A 14,232-nucleotide genomic window follows, 5' to 3' on the forward strand; every position below is an offset into this window, starting at 1 on the left:
CATCGACCTAGGAGCGGGCCAGGCGCCGGAGGTCGACGGTGGGGTCGGCGGCTTGCTCGGCGGTCAGGGATGCTCTCGCTCCGATCGCGGCCTGCGCCCCCTTGATGATCCGGCCGACCGCCCGTCCACGGGAGATCCCGGCGGCGGCCACGATCCGACCGTCTGCCAGACCGATCGACACGAGTGCGTCCTCCAGCCTGGCGGGATCGCCGCGGTCGACCCACGTGTCCACGTGGTCTGGCCAGCCGGTCGCCTGGACGGTGAGGTCGTACTGGTCCGACCAGGACCAGGGGACCTGCTCGTACGGGCTTGCGTTGCCGGCCAGGGCGGCGGCAGCGTGCTGCCCCATGGCCATGGCGTCGGTGTAGGACTCGGTCCGCACCGATGAGCCGTCCGCCGCCCGGACCCGGGCGACATCCCCGATGGCCAGGATGTCCGGGTGGGAGGTCCGGAGCTGGTCGTCCACCAACACGCCGTCGTTCACCGCCAGCCCCGCAGCCTCGGCCAGCGCGGACCGGGGACGGGCCCCGGTGGCGATCAGGACGTGCTCGCAGGCCACCAGCGTCGTCTCGGCCCCCGCGTGGTCCCGGCCGGTCACCCGCAGCCGCCCATGGTGCGCCTCGATGGTCTTCGGCTGCACCGCGAGACGGACGTCGACACCGGCAGCCCGGTGCTCCTCGAGCAGGGGGGCGACCACGGCAGGTGGCAGCACCCGGGCCATGGGTCTCGGCGTTGCCTCCAGGACGGTCACGCGGCAGCCGCGCTCAGTCGCGACCGCTGCGACCTCGAGGCCGATCACGCCCCCGCCGACGATCGCCAGATCGGTGCTGCCCTCGCCGAATCGGCGACGAAGCGCCACAGCATCCGCGGCGCGGCGGAGCACGGAGACCCCCGGCAGCGCCGCCCCCTCGATGGGTGGGACCCACGGCTCCGCCCCGGTTGCCAGGACGAGTGTCCCGAAGCCCACCGGCGATCCGTTCGCCAACTCCACGACGTGACGGTCAGGGTCGATTCGGTCCACGCGAGTCCCGGTTCGCGTGACCGGCCCGACCGCGTCGGCGAACAGCGGCGGCGGTGTCGCCGACGGGTCGGCCAGCATCCCCTTGGACACCACCGTCCGGTCGTACGGCGGCAGGTCCTCCTCGGTCAGGAGCACGACCGAGCGGGCGAAGCCACCTGTGACCAGGCGCATGACCATCGTGGCGGCGGCGGGTCCACCACCGACGACCACGACGTCGTGGTGGTCGGCGTCACGTGCGCCGCTCAACTGGTGGCCGCCCCGTCCACGGCGATCGTGGCTCCCGAGACGTAGGAGGCCGCGTCGGAGAGCAGGAAGACGATCACCTCCGCGATCTCGCCCGGCTCGGCCCACCGGCCGAGCGGGATCGTCCGCGTCACGCGCTCGGCCGCTGCTTCGTCCACCTCGCCGACCATCGGCGTTCGGGTGCCGCCGGGGCACACGGCGTTGATCCGCACACCGGCGGGCCCGTACTCGCGGGCGGTCGATCGCGTGTAGGACAGCACCGCCGCCTTCGACGCCGCGTAGGGCGCCAACCCTGGGCGGCCACCGAACGCCGCGTTGGAGGCGACGTTGACGATGCTGCCCTGGCCGGCCTGCACCATGTGCGGCAGGACCGACTGCATCGTCGTCACGACTGCATGGGTGTTGACCGCGGTGGTGAGGTCGATGGCCTCGGGCGGCTGATCAACCAGCTTCGGTCCGGCCGAGCCCAACGTGCCAGCGCAGTTGACCAGGCCGTCGATGCGGTCGAACACCGCCATCGCGCCCGTCAACGTCCGCGCGACCGCCTCTCGATCGGTCACGTCGACCACGGCGGAGCGATGCGGTTTGGGTGCCTCGCTGTCGGCCCGGTCCCACGAGATCGTGGTCGCACCCCGTTGACGGAGCAGCTCCACCGTGGCCTGCCCGATGCCGGAGGCACCACCGGTCACCAGCACCACACGATCGCTCCACTCGCTCACCGGGCACCTCCGCTGTACGTTACTGAACAGTCAGTCAGTGACCGGACAGGAGTCGGGATGGAGCGCACAAGCGACACACACCACCGCGTCGAAGGCGGTGCCGGCATGGCGCCGGGCGACGTCAGACTGCTCGAGGTCGGCGTCCACCGCATCTGCCTGGCTCGCACCGAGGCCGGTGAGGTCTTTGCCGTCGACGACACCTGCACCCACGAGGACGAGCCGCTCTCCGAGGGATGGGTCGAGGGTGACTGCATCGAGTGCCCGGCCCACAACTCGACCTTCGACCTGCGCACCGGAGAGGCGCTGATGCTCCCCGCGGTCGATCCGGTGCGGACGTACCCGGTCACGGTCGACGGTGACGACCTGGTCGTCGAGCTGCCGGGGGCGTGACCGTGTCCGACGAGGGTGGGGGTCGCTCGCAACGCAGCGAGCGGGAGCGGCAGATCATCGAGGTGGCGACGTCGCTGTTCCGGCGGAAGGGCTACCACGTCACCTCCCTCGAGGATCTCGCCGAGGCGATCGGGTTCACGAAACCGGCGATCTACTACTACTTCAACAGCAAGGAGGACATCCTCTTCACCATCGTCGACGGGATCGTCGAGCAGGCCCTCGAGCGGACCACCGCCATCGCCGAGGGGGACGGTACGGCCGGCGAGCGCCTGCACCAGCTGCTGGTCGCGAACACCGGCGTGCTGCTCGAGAACCTGGATGCCAACACCGTCTTCTACAACGAGCGCGGGCTGCTCACCCCTCAGCGCGAGGCGGCGATCCGGGCACGCGAGCGGGAGTACACCGGCGTCGTCCGGGCGCTGTACGTCCAGGGGGTCGAGGACGGGGAGTTCATCGACATGGACCCGGCGGTGGCGACCGCGACCCTGCTCGGGGCCTCGATCTGGAGCTACCGCTGGTTCGATCCGGACGGTTCGCTCTCCATCGACGAGATCGCCGTCCAGATCGCCGACCTGCTGCTGGGTGGGCTGCGCCGCTAGAGAGCCCATCATCCGTCGGTGATCGTGGCCAGGACGGCGCCGCGCTCGACCACGTCGCCCACGGCCAGGCCTACGCCCTGGACCGTGCCGTCCCGGTGGGCGGCTACGTGGGTCTCCATCTTCATCGCCTCGAGGACCACGACCAGCTGGCCGGCCGTCACCGCCTCGCCGGGCTCGGCGGCGTAGGCAACGATCGTGCCCTGCATGGGTGCGCGCACCTCGGGGCCGTCGGTGGCCGCCCGGTCGGCCTCGCGTGCGGTCGTCTCGCCGGTCCGCGCGGCCCCGGCGACCGCGGCCGGGCTGTCGGCCGTGCCGTACACGCTCACCCAGCGCGGCTGGCCGCCGATCGTCAACCGCACGTCACGCTTGGTTCGGACTGCGGTTGCGTGTTCCGTCCCGTGGCCGCCGCCCGGCGTCGACGTGGTGGCGCCGTCACCGCCGGGGTGCTGGTGCTCCGGCAGCTCACTCAGGTCCCACTCCCGCTCGACGGAGGCGGTGCAGTGCGTTGCCTCGGCGAACTGGGGGTGCGTCATGGCCAGTTCGTGGAACGGCGCCGTGGTCGGGACGCCACCCACCACCAGCTCGTCCAGGGCGCGCGCCATGCGGAGTCGGGCCAGATCGCGGTCGGCCCCCCAGACGATCAGCTTGCCGATCAGCGAGTCGTAGGCCGGCGGGATCTGATAGCCGGCCTCGACGCCGGTGTCGAACCGGACCCAGGGGCCGGTGGGGATCCTCAGCTCGGTGATGGTCCCGGGCGAGGGCATGAAGCCGGCGGCCGGCTCCTCGGCGTTCAGTCGGACCTCGATGGCGTGCCCGGACGTGGTGATGTCGTCCTGGGTGACGGTCATGCCGTCGCCGGCCGCGATGCGGAGCTGTTGGTGGACCAGGTCGACGCCGGTCACCAGCTCGGTCACCGGGTGCTCGACCTGCAGCCGGGTGTTCATCTCGAGGAAGTAGAAGGTCTGGCCGTCCTCGTCCAGCAGGAACTCACAGGTCCCGGCGTTCGTGTATCCCATCTCGCGGGCCACCCGGATGGCGGCTTGACCCATGGCCTCGCGGACCTCCGAGGCGATGCCAGGGGCTGGGGCCTCCTCCACCAGCTTCTGATGGCGACGCTGCAGTGAGCAGTCACGGTCGCCGAGGTAAATGGTGGTCCCGTCGGCGTCCGCCAGCACCTGGATCTCGACGTGGCGGGGGCGGGCGAGGTACCGCTCCAGGTAGCACTCCCCGCGCCCGAAGGCGCCGACGGCCTCGCGCTGCGCGGCACCGATCGCCTCCTCCATCGCCTCGGGCTTCTGCACCACCTTCAACCCGCGGCCGCCACCGCCGAAGGCGGCCTTCACCGCGACGGGGTAGCCGTGCTGCTCGCTGAAGGCCAGCGCCTCGTCGGTGCTTCCGACCGGGGAGCGGGTGCCAGGCACGACGGGGACACCGGCAGCGTCTGCGACGGCTCGCGCGGACAGCTTGTCGCCCATCTGCTGGATGGCACTCGGTGGCGGACCGACGAAGACCAGTCCGGCGTCGACGACCGCACGAGCGAAGTCGGCGTTCTCGGAGAGGAAGCCGTAGCCGGGGTGGATGGCTTCCGCTCCGGCCTCGCGCGCGGCGCCGATGATGCGCTCGGGGTGCAGGTAGCTCGCGGCGGGCGGCGTCGGGCCGATGAGGTAGGCGGCGTCGGCTGCTCGGACGTGGGGGGCGTCGGCGTCGGCCTCGGCGTACACGGCCACCGCGGTCACCCCGAGCTCCTTGCAGGCGCGGATGACGCGGATCGCGATCTCGCCGCGGTTGGCCACGAGCACCGAGGAGAACATTGCGGCCACGCTATCAGTTGACTTACCATTCGGTAAACAGTGAATCCGCCGGGTTTCGACCGATTCCGGGTGCTGCCAGCCGCCACGACCGAGAGCGCGAGAGGAGCCCATGAGCCGCGACGTCTACACCGAGGACCACGAGCTGTATCGCGATAGCGTCCGCCGGTTCGTCGAGCGGGAGGTGGTGCCGCACTGGGAGCGCTGGGAGGAGCAGGGGCGGGTCGACCGGACGCTGTTCACCGCTGCGGGGGAGGCGGGGATCCTCGGCATCGCGGCCCCCGAGGACCTGGGCGGCGGAGGGGTCAGCGACTTCCGGTACAACGCCATCCTGTCGGAGTGCCTGGCCGAGGCCGATGTGCTCTCCGCGGGACTTGGCCTGTCGCTGCAGGCCGACATCGCGCTGCCGTACTTCCTGCACCACTGCACGCCCGAGCAGGCCAAGCAGTGGATCCCGGGGATCATCTCGGGGGAGACGATCCTGGCCCTGGCGATGACCGAGCCGGGCGCCGGCTCGGACGTGGCCGGCATCGCCACGACCGCCCGCCGCGACGGCTCGGAGTACGTGGTCAACGGCGGCAAGACCTTCATCACCAACGCGCTGAATGCCGATCTGGTGGTGACGGCGGTGAAGACCGATCCCGAGGCGGGGCGGAAGGGCATCAGCCTGCTGGTCATCCCGTCGGACCTCCCGGGGTTCTCGCGCGGTGAGAAGTTGGCGAAGGTGGGCCAGCACGCGGCGGACACCGCCGAGCTGTTCTTCGACGACGTCCGCGTGCCCGTCGAGAACCTGCTGGGGGAGGAGGGCCGGGGCTTCTACGCGATGATGGCCCACCTGGCGGAGGAGCGGATGAGCGTCGCCGTCCAGGCCATCGCCCAGGCGCGGCGGGCCTTCGAGCACACCCTGGCGTACGCGAAGGAGCGGCAGGCGTTCGGCTCGCCGATCGGGTCGTTCCAGCACAACCGCTTCGTGCTGGCCGAGATGAAGACCGAGATCGACGTGACCCAGGCCTACGTGGACCAGCTGCTCAGCCGGGTGGCGGTGGGGGAGTTGGACGCCACCGATGCCGCGCAGGCCAAGTGGTGGGCGACGGAGGTGTGTCAGAAGATCGTCGACCGCGGTGTGCAGATGCACGGCGGCTACGGCTACATGACGGAGTATCCGATCGCGCGCGCGTGGGTCGACAGTCGGATCCAGACCATCTACGCGGGGACGACGGAGATCATGAAAGAGCTGATCGGACGGTCGATGGGGTTATGAGTGGCGGGGGTATGAGTGACGGCCCCGTGCGTTCGGAATCTGCGGCGGCTCATCTCGAGCAGGCCAAGCAGGCGCTGGCCGGCCTGGCTGACGGGGTTGGGGAGCCGGTCCGGCAGTTGGGGGTGATCGGCGGCGGTCAGATGGGGGCCGGGATCGCGGCGACGGCGGTGTCGCTGGGCTTGGCGACGACGGTTCGGGACGTCTCGGAGGAGTCGCTGTCTCGCGCTCGGGCGTACCGGGACAAGGTCCTGGCCCGCACAGCGGGGGAGGGCGCGTCGCGCGGCTCCTCGCCTGGTGGGGAACCTGGCCGCTCCGGTGGGGAATCTAACCCTGGTGGGGAACCTGACCTCACCGGTGGGGAATCTGACTCTGGTGGGGAACCTGGCCTCTCCGATGGGGAATCTAACCGTGGTGGGGAACCTGACCTTGCCGCGCTCTCCGGTGAGGAATCTGACTCTGGTGGGGAACCTGACCTTGCCGCGCTCTGGACCGCGACGCCCGGATGGGACCACTTCGACCGGGCCGACGCCGTCATCGAGGCCGTCTTCGAGCTGCCAGAGCTCAAGGACACCGTCCTCGAAGACGTCGGAGGGATCGTGGGCGAGCAGGCCCTGGTGGCCTCCAACACCTCCGCCATCCCCATCCGGACGCTGGCCACCTCGGTCCCTGATCCCAGCCGCTTCATCGGGATGCACTTCTTCTCGCCCGTCGACCGGATGCCGCTGGTCGAGCTGATACCGCACGACGGCACCGCCGCGGAGACCGTCACCCGGGCCGCCGCCCTGGGACGACAGCTGGGGAAGGTCGGCGTCGTCGTCGGGGACGCACCGGGGTTCTTCACCTCCCGCGTCTACGCACGCTGGCTGGTCGAGGGCGTCCGACTGCTGCTGGACCGCGCAACCGTCGAGGAGATCGACGGGGCGGCCAAGACCGTCGGCTTCCCCGTCGGCCCCCTGCGCGCCCACGACGAGGCGACCCTGAACCTGGTGCTTCAGGCCAGCATCACCCAGGTCGCCGAGCCGGTCATGGCCGACCGCCTCGACATCGCAGCCGCGCGCGAGGCACTGCAGGCCCTGGTCGATGCCGGCGTCCAGGGTCGACGACAGGGCAGTGGGTTCTACCGCTACACCGACGGCCGCCGCGACGGGTCGAACCCCGCGGTGGCCGCCACCCTCGGCGTCACGCCCTCCGAGCTGCCGGAGGCGGTGATCGGCGAGCGGCTGCTGCTGGCCTTCGCCTCGGAGTGCTACCTCTGCTGGGATGACGGGACCCTCTGCCATCCCGACGACGGCGACGTCGCGGCCGTGCTCGGCATCGGCTTCCCCGGCGGACTCGGTGGGCCCTTCCACTTCGCCGACCAGACGGGCCACGCCGAGATGGTCCGGCGCTGCGAGGCGTTGGGTGAGGTGCGCTTCCCGCCCGGCCAGACCATGCGGCACCTGGCCGAGGCCGGCGGCACCTTCCACGCGCAAACCCGCCGCCCGGCTCCGTTCGCCCCGCTCCCGGAGAACTGATCCATGAACGACTCCTACGGCATGTTGACCGTGGCCGTCGACGACGGCATCTGCTTCGTCACGCTCGACCGGCCGACCAAGCTCAACACCATGACGTTTGCGTTCTGGACCGATCTGCAGGACCTGCTCGCGGACGCGACTGCCGACGACGACGTCCGGGTCCTGGTCGTGCACGGCGCGGGCGACAACTTCTCCGCCGGCGGGGACATCGAGGGGTTCGGCGGCCTCGATGACATCCCGGCCCGGCGGGAGTACCAGGAGCTGGCCTTCGCTGCCTTCCGGGCCTTCGAGACCTTCCCCAAGCCCACGATCGCGGCGGTGCACGGCTACGCACTGGGCGGCGGCTGCGAGCTGACGATGGTCACCGACCTGGTGATCTGCGATACCACTGCCCAGTTCGGGACACCGGAGGCGAGCGTCGGCTTGATGCCCGGTCTCGGTGTCGTCCGCGGTCGGGCCAACAGCAACCTGCACTGGCTGAAGCTGATGATCTTCACCGGTCAGCGGCTGGGGGCGGAGGAGGCGAAGGCGGCCGGACTGGTCACGACGGTTGTGCCGGAGGGAACCCACCTGGAGGAGGCCAGACGCCTCGCGGGGCTCATCGCAGCAAAGCCGGCGACCGCTCTCCGGGTGGCCAAGGGCATCCTCAACCGGGGGTCTGCCGAGGGGTACGAGTACTCCGTCGAGGCGACCGCCCTGTTGCACTCCACCAACGACCAGGCCGAGGGGGTTGCGGCGTTCGTCGAGCGGCGCGCTCCCGACTTCAAGGACCGCTGAGCCCTATGACTGCCCCGTTCGAGGACCGCTGACATGACCGATCAGGCCGGGCCGACGGAGACCGCGGCAACCCTCCCCACCATGAAGGACCGACTGGCCGAGCTCGAACGCCGCCGGCAGATCGCCCTCGGGATGGGCGGGGAGGACCGGATCGCGCGGCACCACGCCTCGGGACGGCTGACGGCCCGGGAGCGGATCACCGCACTGCTGGACGACGACTCCTTCTACGAGATCGGGATGTTGGCCGAGCCGGAGCGTCGCCTGGACCGACCCGTCCCCGGCGACGGATGCATCACCGGGTTCGGCCGGTTGGACGGTCGGAAGGTCTGCCTGATCGCGATCGACGCCACGACCCTGGCGGGAACGACGGCGCCGATCAGCATGCGCAAGCAGGGCCGGATCGCCGAGTTCGCCGCCACGAAGGGGCTGCCGCTGATCCTGCTGATGGACGCCGACGGTGGCCGGATCCCCGACGTGATGGGGTGGCGGTTCAGCGGTCTGCCGTTCGACTTCTCGACGTTCCTGCAGACGCCGGAGGGGTACCCGCCGATCCCCCGGATCGCGGCGATGCTCGGTCCGGGCTACGGGGACTCGGCGCTGCACGCGGGGACGGCCCACATCGTGATCATGACCGAGTCGTCCTCGATCGCCCTGGTCGGCCCGACGGTGGTGGCCTCGGCCATCGGGGAGGTGGTCAGCGACGAGGAGTTGGGCGGCCCGGCCCATGCGCAGGAGTTGGGCACGGCTCACCTGGCGCTGCCCGATGAGCAGGAGGTCTTCGACGCGATCGCCGCCTACCTCTCCTACTTCCCCTCGAACGCCTCCCGGCCCGCACCGCTCGCGCCGGCAGTCGAGCCCCGTCGGCCCGCCGAGTCGCTGCTCGAGGTCGTGCCGACCAACCCCAAGCAGGCCTACGACATGGTGGAGGTGCTGGACGCCATCGTCGATGCCGACACCCTGCTGCCGTGGCGGCCGGAGGCGGGCAAGGCAATCATCGCGGCGTTCGCGCGCATCGGGGGCCAGCCCATAGGGGTGATCGCCAGCCAGCCGCGGTTCGGCGCCGGTGCGCTGGACCCGAAGGCGCTGGAGAAGGCCCACACCTTCGTGGACCTGTGTGACACCTTCAACCTGCCGCTGGTCTATCTCCAGGACGTGCCCGGGCTGCTGGTCGGCATCGAGGCGGAGCGGCAGGGCATCGTGGCCTGGTACGAGCGGCTGGTCGCCCGGATGGCCCGGACCAAGGTCCCGAACGTTGCGGTCGTGGTGCGCAAGGCCTTCGGGGGCGGGCACTACGCCCTCGGCGGCCGGCCGACCAACCCGGACCTGCTGGTCTGCTGGCCGACCGCGGAGCTCGGCTTCATGGCCCCGGACACGGGCATCGTGACGGTGAACCGGCGGCGGCTCGAGGCGGCGGAGGCGGAGGGGGGCATCGAAGCCCGTCGCGCACTGGAGGCCGAGCTCTCCGCCTACTGGGCGGACGAGTCCGAGCCCTGGGAGGCGGCGGCCCACACCTACGTGGACGACATCATCGACCCGCGCGACACCCGCAAGGTGATCCTGACGGGGATCGAGTTCGGCTGGGGCGATCGCGATCGCGTGGGCTGACAACGGAGCTGTCCGACCTCCATGTTCTGTACCCTCGGCTAGTGCCAACCAGCCATCACCTTCTTCAGACTTGTGTCAGAAGTCACGTCCAAAACCTCGAGTCTCTGCACTCCGGCCTGGCGATTGTCGAGGCTCTGGTCAAGTTCGCAGGCGCAACAGCGGCAGCATTTCTACTCAATGCCAAACTGTTGCCCCAATGGCCCCAACGGAACGGCCTCCAAGCTCACCTCACGACACTGCGAACCAACTTGCGATCGTTGCCGGCCGACTCTGCGGCGACGACAATGGCGCTTAACACCGTCATCGACAAACTCGCATCAGGTCGCAATGGGGATGTTGTCGCGCTACGCAATCAAGCCCTCCACGGGGAGCATCTTCCGGGAGAGATTGACCGCGCCCATTCCCTGAGTTTGGACATTCAAGAAGTCGTCGGCGCCTTCCAAGGGCTTCTCTATGCCCGAGAAGATCTACTCCTTTGCGATGGAATATCCCTCGATCCGTTTGTTCGTAGTCATGAGGGACGTATCGCCGTCATTAAATCCTGGGACTCGAAGAGTGGCAACTACTGGCTGCTCGGAGCGGGCGAGTCCTCTACTGCCTCGTTCCCACACGCGAGTGCCGCGATGTTGGCTATTCGTAGCCCCCAGACAGCCTATGAAAGGGAGAAAATGATCGAGCAGATCAAGGCGGATATTGCGGCCCTGACGGGATCTGTGATTCGTCTGGACCAGTCGGAGTCAACGGTCAGCATTGTCTGGGACCTCCCAGTCCTAGAAGGAGAATCTCGCCGCTCCGACGAGTTCAGAATGGGGTTTCAGCCCGAGTGGATGGATGGAGACGGTTCTTGGCGTCCGTACCAACGCTTCATTACTGACGTGCTTAGTTGGCCGACACTACTGGGCAGACTGAGGGTTCTGGCGAAGTCGGCATTCGATCGAAAGATCGGGAACGATCGGTATGAGTCCCCCACCTTCTCGAACCGAAGTGTAGTTGACCAGGCTGACATAGTTCGACTTGGAACAGAGGAGTTTGACTCTAGAATTTGCGAAGCCGCTAGAACACGAGATGGCGCGACTCGGTTGCTCTTCCTTCAGGGGACGGCAGGTGCTGGAAAGTCTCTTGCGATGGCCAAGTCCGCCTTAATGTTAACCGAGAGGGCGAGAGAACACTATGAGAGAGAGGCTCTGGAGCCTGCCGCACTCTTTGTCTCATCGGAAGGACACCTCCTAGCAAGCATCAACACGGCGATTTCCAGGGTGGTGGACGCGACTCCCGGGTTGAGCGCACAGGGTGTATCTGTCCTTATTCGCAACGGCCTACTGGTCCTCTATGTGGATGGCCTAGACGAACTGTTAGGTGATGCCGCTTACCGCCATGCAATCGAGGTCTTTAACAATTGGGCGAAGGGTCTGGATGGACAGGGGGCGATCGTCGCGTCCGCGCGCTCAAGCTACTTTGCCTCCACATACGCTTCCTCTGCGGTCAGGGCCAAGAACGCACCTTCGGTGCTAACAGAACTGTGGACTGTTGACGGTTTAACAGATGAACAGATCGACGCGATTTGGAGTGATCATCACGAGGGGGGTGCACCGCCCTTGGACTCCTTGAGTTCGTCAGCCGTTCAGGCACTTCGTGTCCCCTTTCTATGTCAAGACGCGGCTCGCAACTCGGCTGAGGGGGGCCTGGCGTCTGAGGAAGCTATCCGCCACAGCCTCATTCAGAGTTACCTCGATCGGGAAGCACGCATCCTGATTGATCAAGGCAACGCCATGATCGACCAATCGCAGCTTCGCTTGTTCCTGCGAGAGGTCGCCGAAGCTCTCGTCTTGTCCGGTGATAGATCTCTTTCGGAAGAGGATGTTAGTTTGGCGGCCGCCGCGGCCGAGGTCGAAGAAGAGTCACTATTGAATCGGCTGAGAGTCCTGTGCGGTTTGGAGGTGGAGAGCGCTGAATCCGGTCAGCGGTTTGTTTTCGGGCACACCCTGTACTTTGACCACTTCTTTGCTGTAGCGGTTGTTGCCAAGCTCAAGAGGGACCCGGACACAGCACGGCGCCTCCTTGGGGCGCGGCGGCTTGAGCCTTGGGCTACGACGTCTCTTGTTAATGCCATGTCTGAAGAATGGTGTGCAGACTGGATTGGAGTCAGTTTTCCAACGACCAGCAATAACGTCAGATTTGCGCGGGGCCAGATTCTCATTGAGTTGATCGACAGGGGGAATTTGTTAGAGCGGGCAGAGGATGTATTCGTGTCAGAGGAAGAAGCCAAGCCGTGGCCCCCTGTGTTGCGTAACCTGTACGCGGGTGAAATATATCTGACCGAAGGTTGCAGTGTCGAGATCGGGCATATCAGATGTTTGGGGCTTGAAGAGTTCGGGAAGTGCCCCGAACTAGTTGGAGTTTCGGTGGACGCCGTCAGGGTGCAGGACACGTATCTTATCGGAAGTGAAGCCCGCGATGCCCTATATGAGTCTGCAGAGACTGTTGCAGTGGAGCGGCAGAGAAATCCCGTTCAAGAACTCTTGGCGGAGATGGACCGTCGGAACACACTGCTACCCGTTGTGCTGGCCCCGGACTTCGTTCCGGATGACCCTCGGACGAAGTTCATGCAGGTTGAAGCTTGGCCGATCCTCTTGTCGGCGGCTAGGGGGGCGGGGCTGGTAGAATTGCAGAAGATCCAAAGCTCAGGGAGAAGTAATACATACAGGGTTAAGTTCAGTATCGACTTCTTGGAGTTGGGTGACCGAAACTCGAGCATCCCTGAGGTGCGAGATTTCTGGCGAAGAGTTGATGAGGAATTGACTACATAGGTGCGGATCATCCTTCGCGCCTGCCGGTGGCGATGCACAGAACTGTTCATCGCCGGGGTTCCTGTCCCCTGCTCTCGGCTGAGTTCCTAGTAGCGGAAGCCCTCCTCCAGCGGCCACAGGCGGCGGCCCAGGATGTCCTCCGCCGCCGAGAGGCCCACGCGCGCGGCCCGATCGATACCGATCCCACGTGCCTTGAACGTCTCGCTGGCGAAGTAGAGACCCTCGACGTTCGGGGCCTTCCAGTTCGGGCGGAACTGGCCCACCAGTCCCGGCTTCTGGATCACGCCGAACGAGGGGTCGTACACCAGGTGGCGCCGCTTGAAGACGTGGTCGGCCAGACCCGGCCACATGATCTCAACGTCCTGCTCGAACTCGTCGAACTTCTGCTTCACGAAGGCCATGTCGCCGTTGCGGCCGAAGCCGTGCAGCATCGCCCCCATGACGTAGAGGTGCTTCCCTTCCGGCGCCACCGACGGGTCGAGCGCCGACATCTCGAACATGAACCCCGAGGTGTTGGCCACCGGGGTGTGCATCCACGTCGCGATCTCCTGTCGGTCCAGGACGCTGACCGGCTCCTCGGTCGCCATGTACAGCCCGGCCCAGCTGATCCGCCAGCGGTCCTGCGCCATCGTCTCGATCTGCTGCACGTACCAGTCCGGCAGGACGTTGGGGTCCACCAGCTGGAGGACGTGCCACACCGGCAGGGTCGAGATCACCACGTCGGCGGTGACGATCTCCTCGTGGAACACCTCGTTCGGCAGCACCGCGTCGGCCCTCGGGAGGGCGACACCGACGATCGTCCGGTCCTCCATCACGACCCGGCTGACCGGCTGGCCCAGCCGGACCTCGCCGCCGTTCTCCACCACCGCGTCCCGCAGCTCGGTGAACATCGCGTCCCACCCGCCGACCGGCCAGTAGGAGTACGCCGCGGTCTGCTTCTCCTCGTAGTGCATCTTCCGCACGAACAGGTTCTCGGAGGCGGAGTGGTCCCACCAGTCCTCGGTCATGCACTCCATCACGGTGATGAACTCGAACAGGTCGACCACGCCCTGGTGGTCGGTGTGCTGGTGGATCCAGTCGCGCATGGGCCGGTCGTCCCACTGCTCGAGCTCCTCGTATGAGGTCTCCATCAGCGCGGCGATGACCTTCTTCAGCTCGTCCTTGTCGCCGGAGTACCGATCGCGGATCGACCCCCACGACTGCGTCTCGTGATTCCACACCGGCATGTCGGTGTTCTTCGGACCGTGCCCCAGCTCGCGACCGAGGTGAGCGAAGATCCGGGTCAGCCCCGAGCCGGAGTCCTCCATCAGGTGCGCACCCAAGTTCAGCTGGTAGCCCTCGTCGTCGGTGGCCATCCCGCGACCACCGAGGTAGGGGCTGCGCTCGAGGAGGAGAACGGACCTCCCCTCCTTCGCGAGCAGGGCGGCGGCGGACAGGCCGGCGGCTCCGGCGCCGATCACGATGACGTCGTACTCACTCACGGGATGA

11 protein-coding genes are annotated in these 14,232 nt (G+C 67.5%); 7 read left to right on the forward strand and 4 right to left on the reverse strand.

Translation table 11 applies throughout. The features are described 5' to 3' along the window. Nucleotides 1-7: 7 nt before the first annotated feature. Both C1746_RS07400 and C1746_RS07405 read right to left on the reverse strand, forming a co-directional pair. Complete coding sequence (locus tag C1746_RS07400) at nt 8-1,267, reverse strand: NAD(P)/FAD-dependent oxidoreductase (RefSeq protein WP_116713992.1); 1,260 nt, start codon at nt 1,265-1,267, stop codon at nt 8-10. Further along, nucleotides 1,264-1,983, reverse strand: coding sequence for an SDR family NAD(P)-dependent oxidoreductase (locus C1746_RS07405; protein WP_162867493.1), 720 nt, complete (start codon nt 1,981-1,983; stop codon nt 1,264-1,266). Before C1746_RS07405 ends, C1746_RS07400 begins: the two co-directional genes overlap by 4 nt. A gap of 57 nt (nt 1,984-2,040) precedes the next feature. Here C1746_RS07405 and C1746_RS07410 point away from each other — a divergent pair, with 57 nt between their 5' ends. Beyond that, the gene (locus C1746_RS07410) at nt 2,041-2,373 is read left to right on the forward strand and encodes a non-heme iron oxygenase ferredoxin subunit (RefSeq protein ID WP_205711761.1); all 333 of its coding nucleotides are present in this window, start codon (nt 2,041-2,043) and stop codon (nt 2,371-2,373) included. Further along, a complete protein-coding gene (locus C1746_RS07415; RefSeq protein ID WP_116713994.1) occupies nt 2,370-2,972 on the forward strand; it encodes a TetR/AcrR family transcriptional regulator in 603 nt (200 codons plus the stop codon). The genes C1746_RS07410 and C1746_RS07415 overlap by 4 nt, the downstream gene beginning before the upstream one ends. Nucleotides 2,973-2,980: 8 nt before the next feature. Here the strand turns inward: C1746_RS07415 and C1746_RS07420 are convergent, their stop codons facing one another. Then, nucleotides 2,981-4,783, reverse strand: a complete 1,803-nt coding sequence (locus C1746_RS07420) for an acetyl/propionyl/methylcrotonyl-CoA carboxylase subunit alpha (RefSeq protein ID WP_116713995.1) — start codon at nt 4,781-4,783, stop codon at nt 2,981-2,983. 109 nt (nt 4,784-4,892) lie between these two features. On the opposite strand from C1746_RS07420, the gene C1746_RS07425 reads away from it, so the two are divergent. The 5 genes from C1746_RS07425 (at nt 4,893) to C1746_RS21970 (ending at nt 12,744) form a co-directional block, all read left to right on the forward strand. Further along, nucleotides 4,893-6,041 carry an acyl-CoA dehydrogenase family protein gene (locus C1746_RS07425; protein WP_116713996.1) on the forward strand — a complete coding sequence of 383 codons (1,149 nt, stop codon included), beginning with the start codon at nt 4,893-4,895 and terminating at the stop codon, nt 6,039-6,041. Nucleotides 6,042-6,052: 11 nt separating this feature from the next. Further along, complete coding sequence (locus C1746_RS07430; RefSeq protein ID WP_162867494.1) at nt 6,053-7,555, forward strand: 3-hydroxyacyl-CoA dehydrogenase family protein; 1,503 nt, start codon at nt 6,053-6,055, stop codon at nt 7,553-7,555. Nucleotides 7,556-7,558: 3 nt separating this feature from the next. Next, nucleotides 7,559-8,332, forward strand: coding sequence for an enoyl-CoA hydratase/isomerase family protein (locus tag C1746_RS07435; RefSeq protein ID WP_116713998.1), 774 nt, complete (start codon nt 7,559-7,561; stop codon nt 8,330-8,332). A gap of 33 nt (nt 8,333-8,365) precedes the next feature. Further along, nucleotides 8,366-9,937 carry an acyl-CoA carboxylase subunit beta gene (locus tag C1746_RS07440; protein WP_116713999.1) on the forward strand — a complete coding sequence of 524 codons (1,572 nt, stop codon included), beginning with the start codon at nt 8,366-8,368 and terminating at the stop codon, nt 9,935-9,937. A gap of 668 nt (nt 9,938-10,605) precedes the next feature. Continuing rightward, nucleotides 10,606-12,744: an NACHT domain-containing protein gene (locus tag C1746_RS21970; protein ID WP_162867495.1), complete on the forward strand. Its 2,139-nt coding sequence runs from the start codon at nt 10,606-10,608 to the stop codon at nt 12,742-12,744. Nucleotides 12,745-12,830: 86 nt separating this feature from the next. Here C1746_RS21970 and C1746_RS07450 read toward each other — a convergent pair whose 3' ends face one another. Beyond that, nucleotides 12,831-14,225: a phytoene desaturase family protein gene (locus C1746_RS07450; protein WP_162867496.1), complete on the reverse strand. Its 1,395-nt coding sequence runs from the start codon at nt 14,223-14,225 to the stop codon at nt 12,831-12,833. Nucleotides 14,226-14,232: the final 7 nt, after the last annotated feature.

This window comes from Euzebya tangerina, from assembly GCF_003074135.1.
GTDB lineage: Bacteria > Actinomycetota > Nitriliruptoria > Euzebyales > Euzebyaceae > Euzebya > Euzebya tangerina.

Coding starts and splice junctions, on each gene's coding strand:
- C1746_RS07410 (WP_205711761.1), top strand. CDS start 2,041: ATGGAGCGCACAAGCGACACACACCACCGCGTCGAAGGCGGTGCCGGC.
- C1746_RS07420 (WP_116713995.1), bottom strand. CDS start 4,783: ATGTTCTCCTCGGTGCTCGTGGCCAACCGCGGCGAGATCGCGATCCGC.
- C1746_RS07425 (WP_116713996.1), top strand. CDS start 4,893: ATGAGCCGCGACGTCTACACCGAGGACCACGAGCTGTATCGCGATAGC.
- C1746_RS07430 (WP_162867494.1), top strand. CDS start 6,053: ATGAGTGACGGCCCCGTGCGTTCGGAATCTGCGGCGGCTCATCTCGAG.
- C1746_RS07435 (WP_116713998.1), top strand. CDS start 7,559: ATGAACGACTCCTACGGCATGTTGACCGTGGCCGTCGACGACGGCATC.
- C1746_RS07440 (WP_116713999.1), top strand. CDS start 8,366: ATGACCGATCAGGCCGGGCCGACGGAGACCGCGGCAACCCTCCCCACC.
- C1746_RS21970 (WP_162867495.1), top strand. CDS start 10,606: ATGATCGAGCAGATCAAGGCGGATATTGCGGCCCTGACGGGATCTGTG.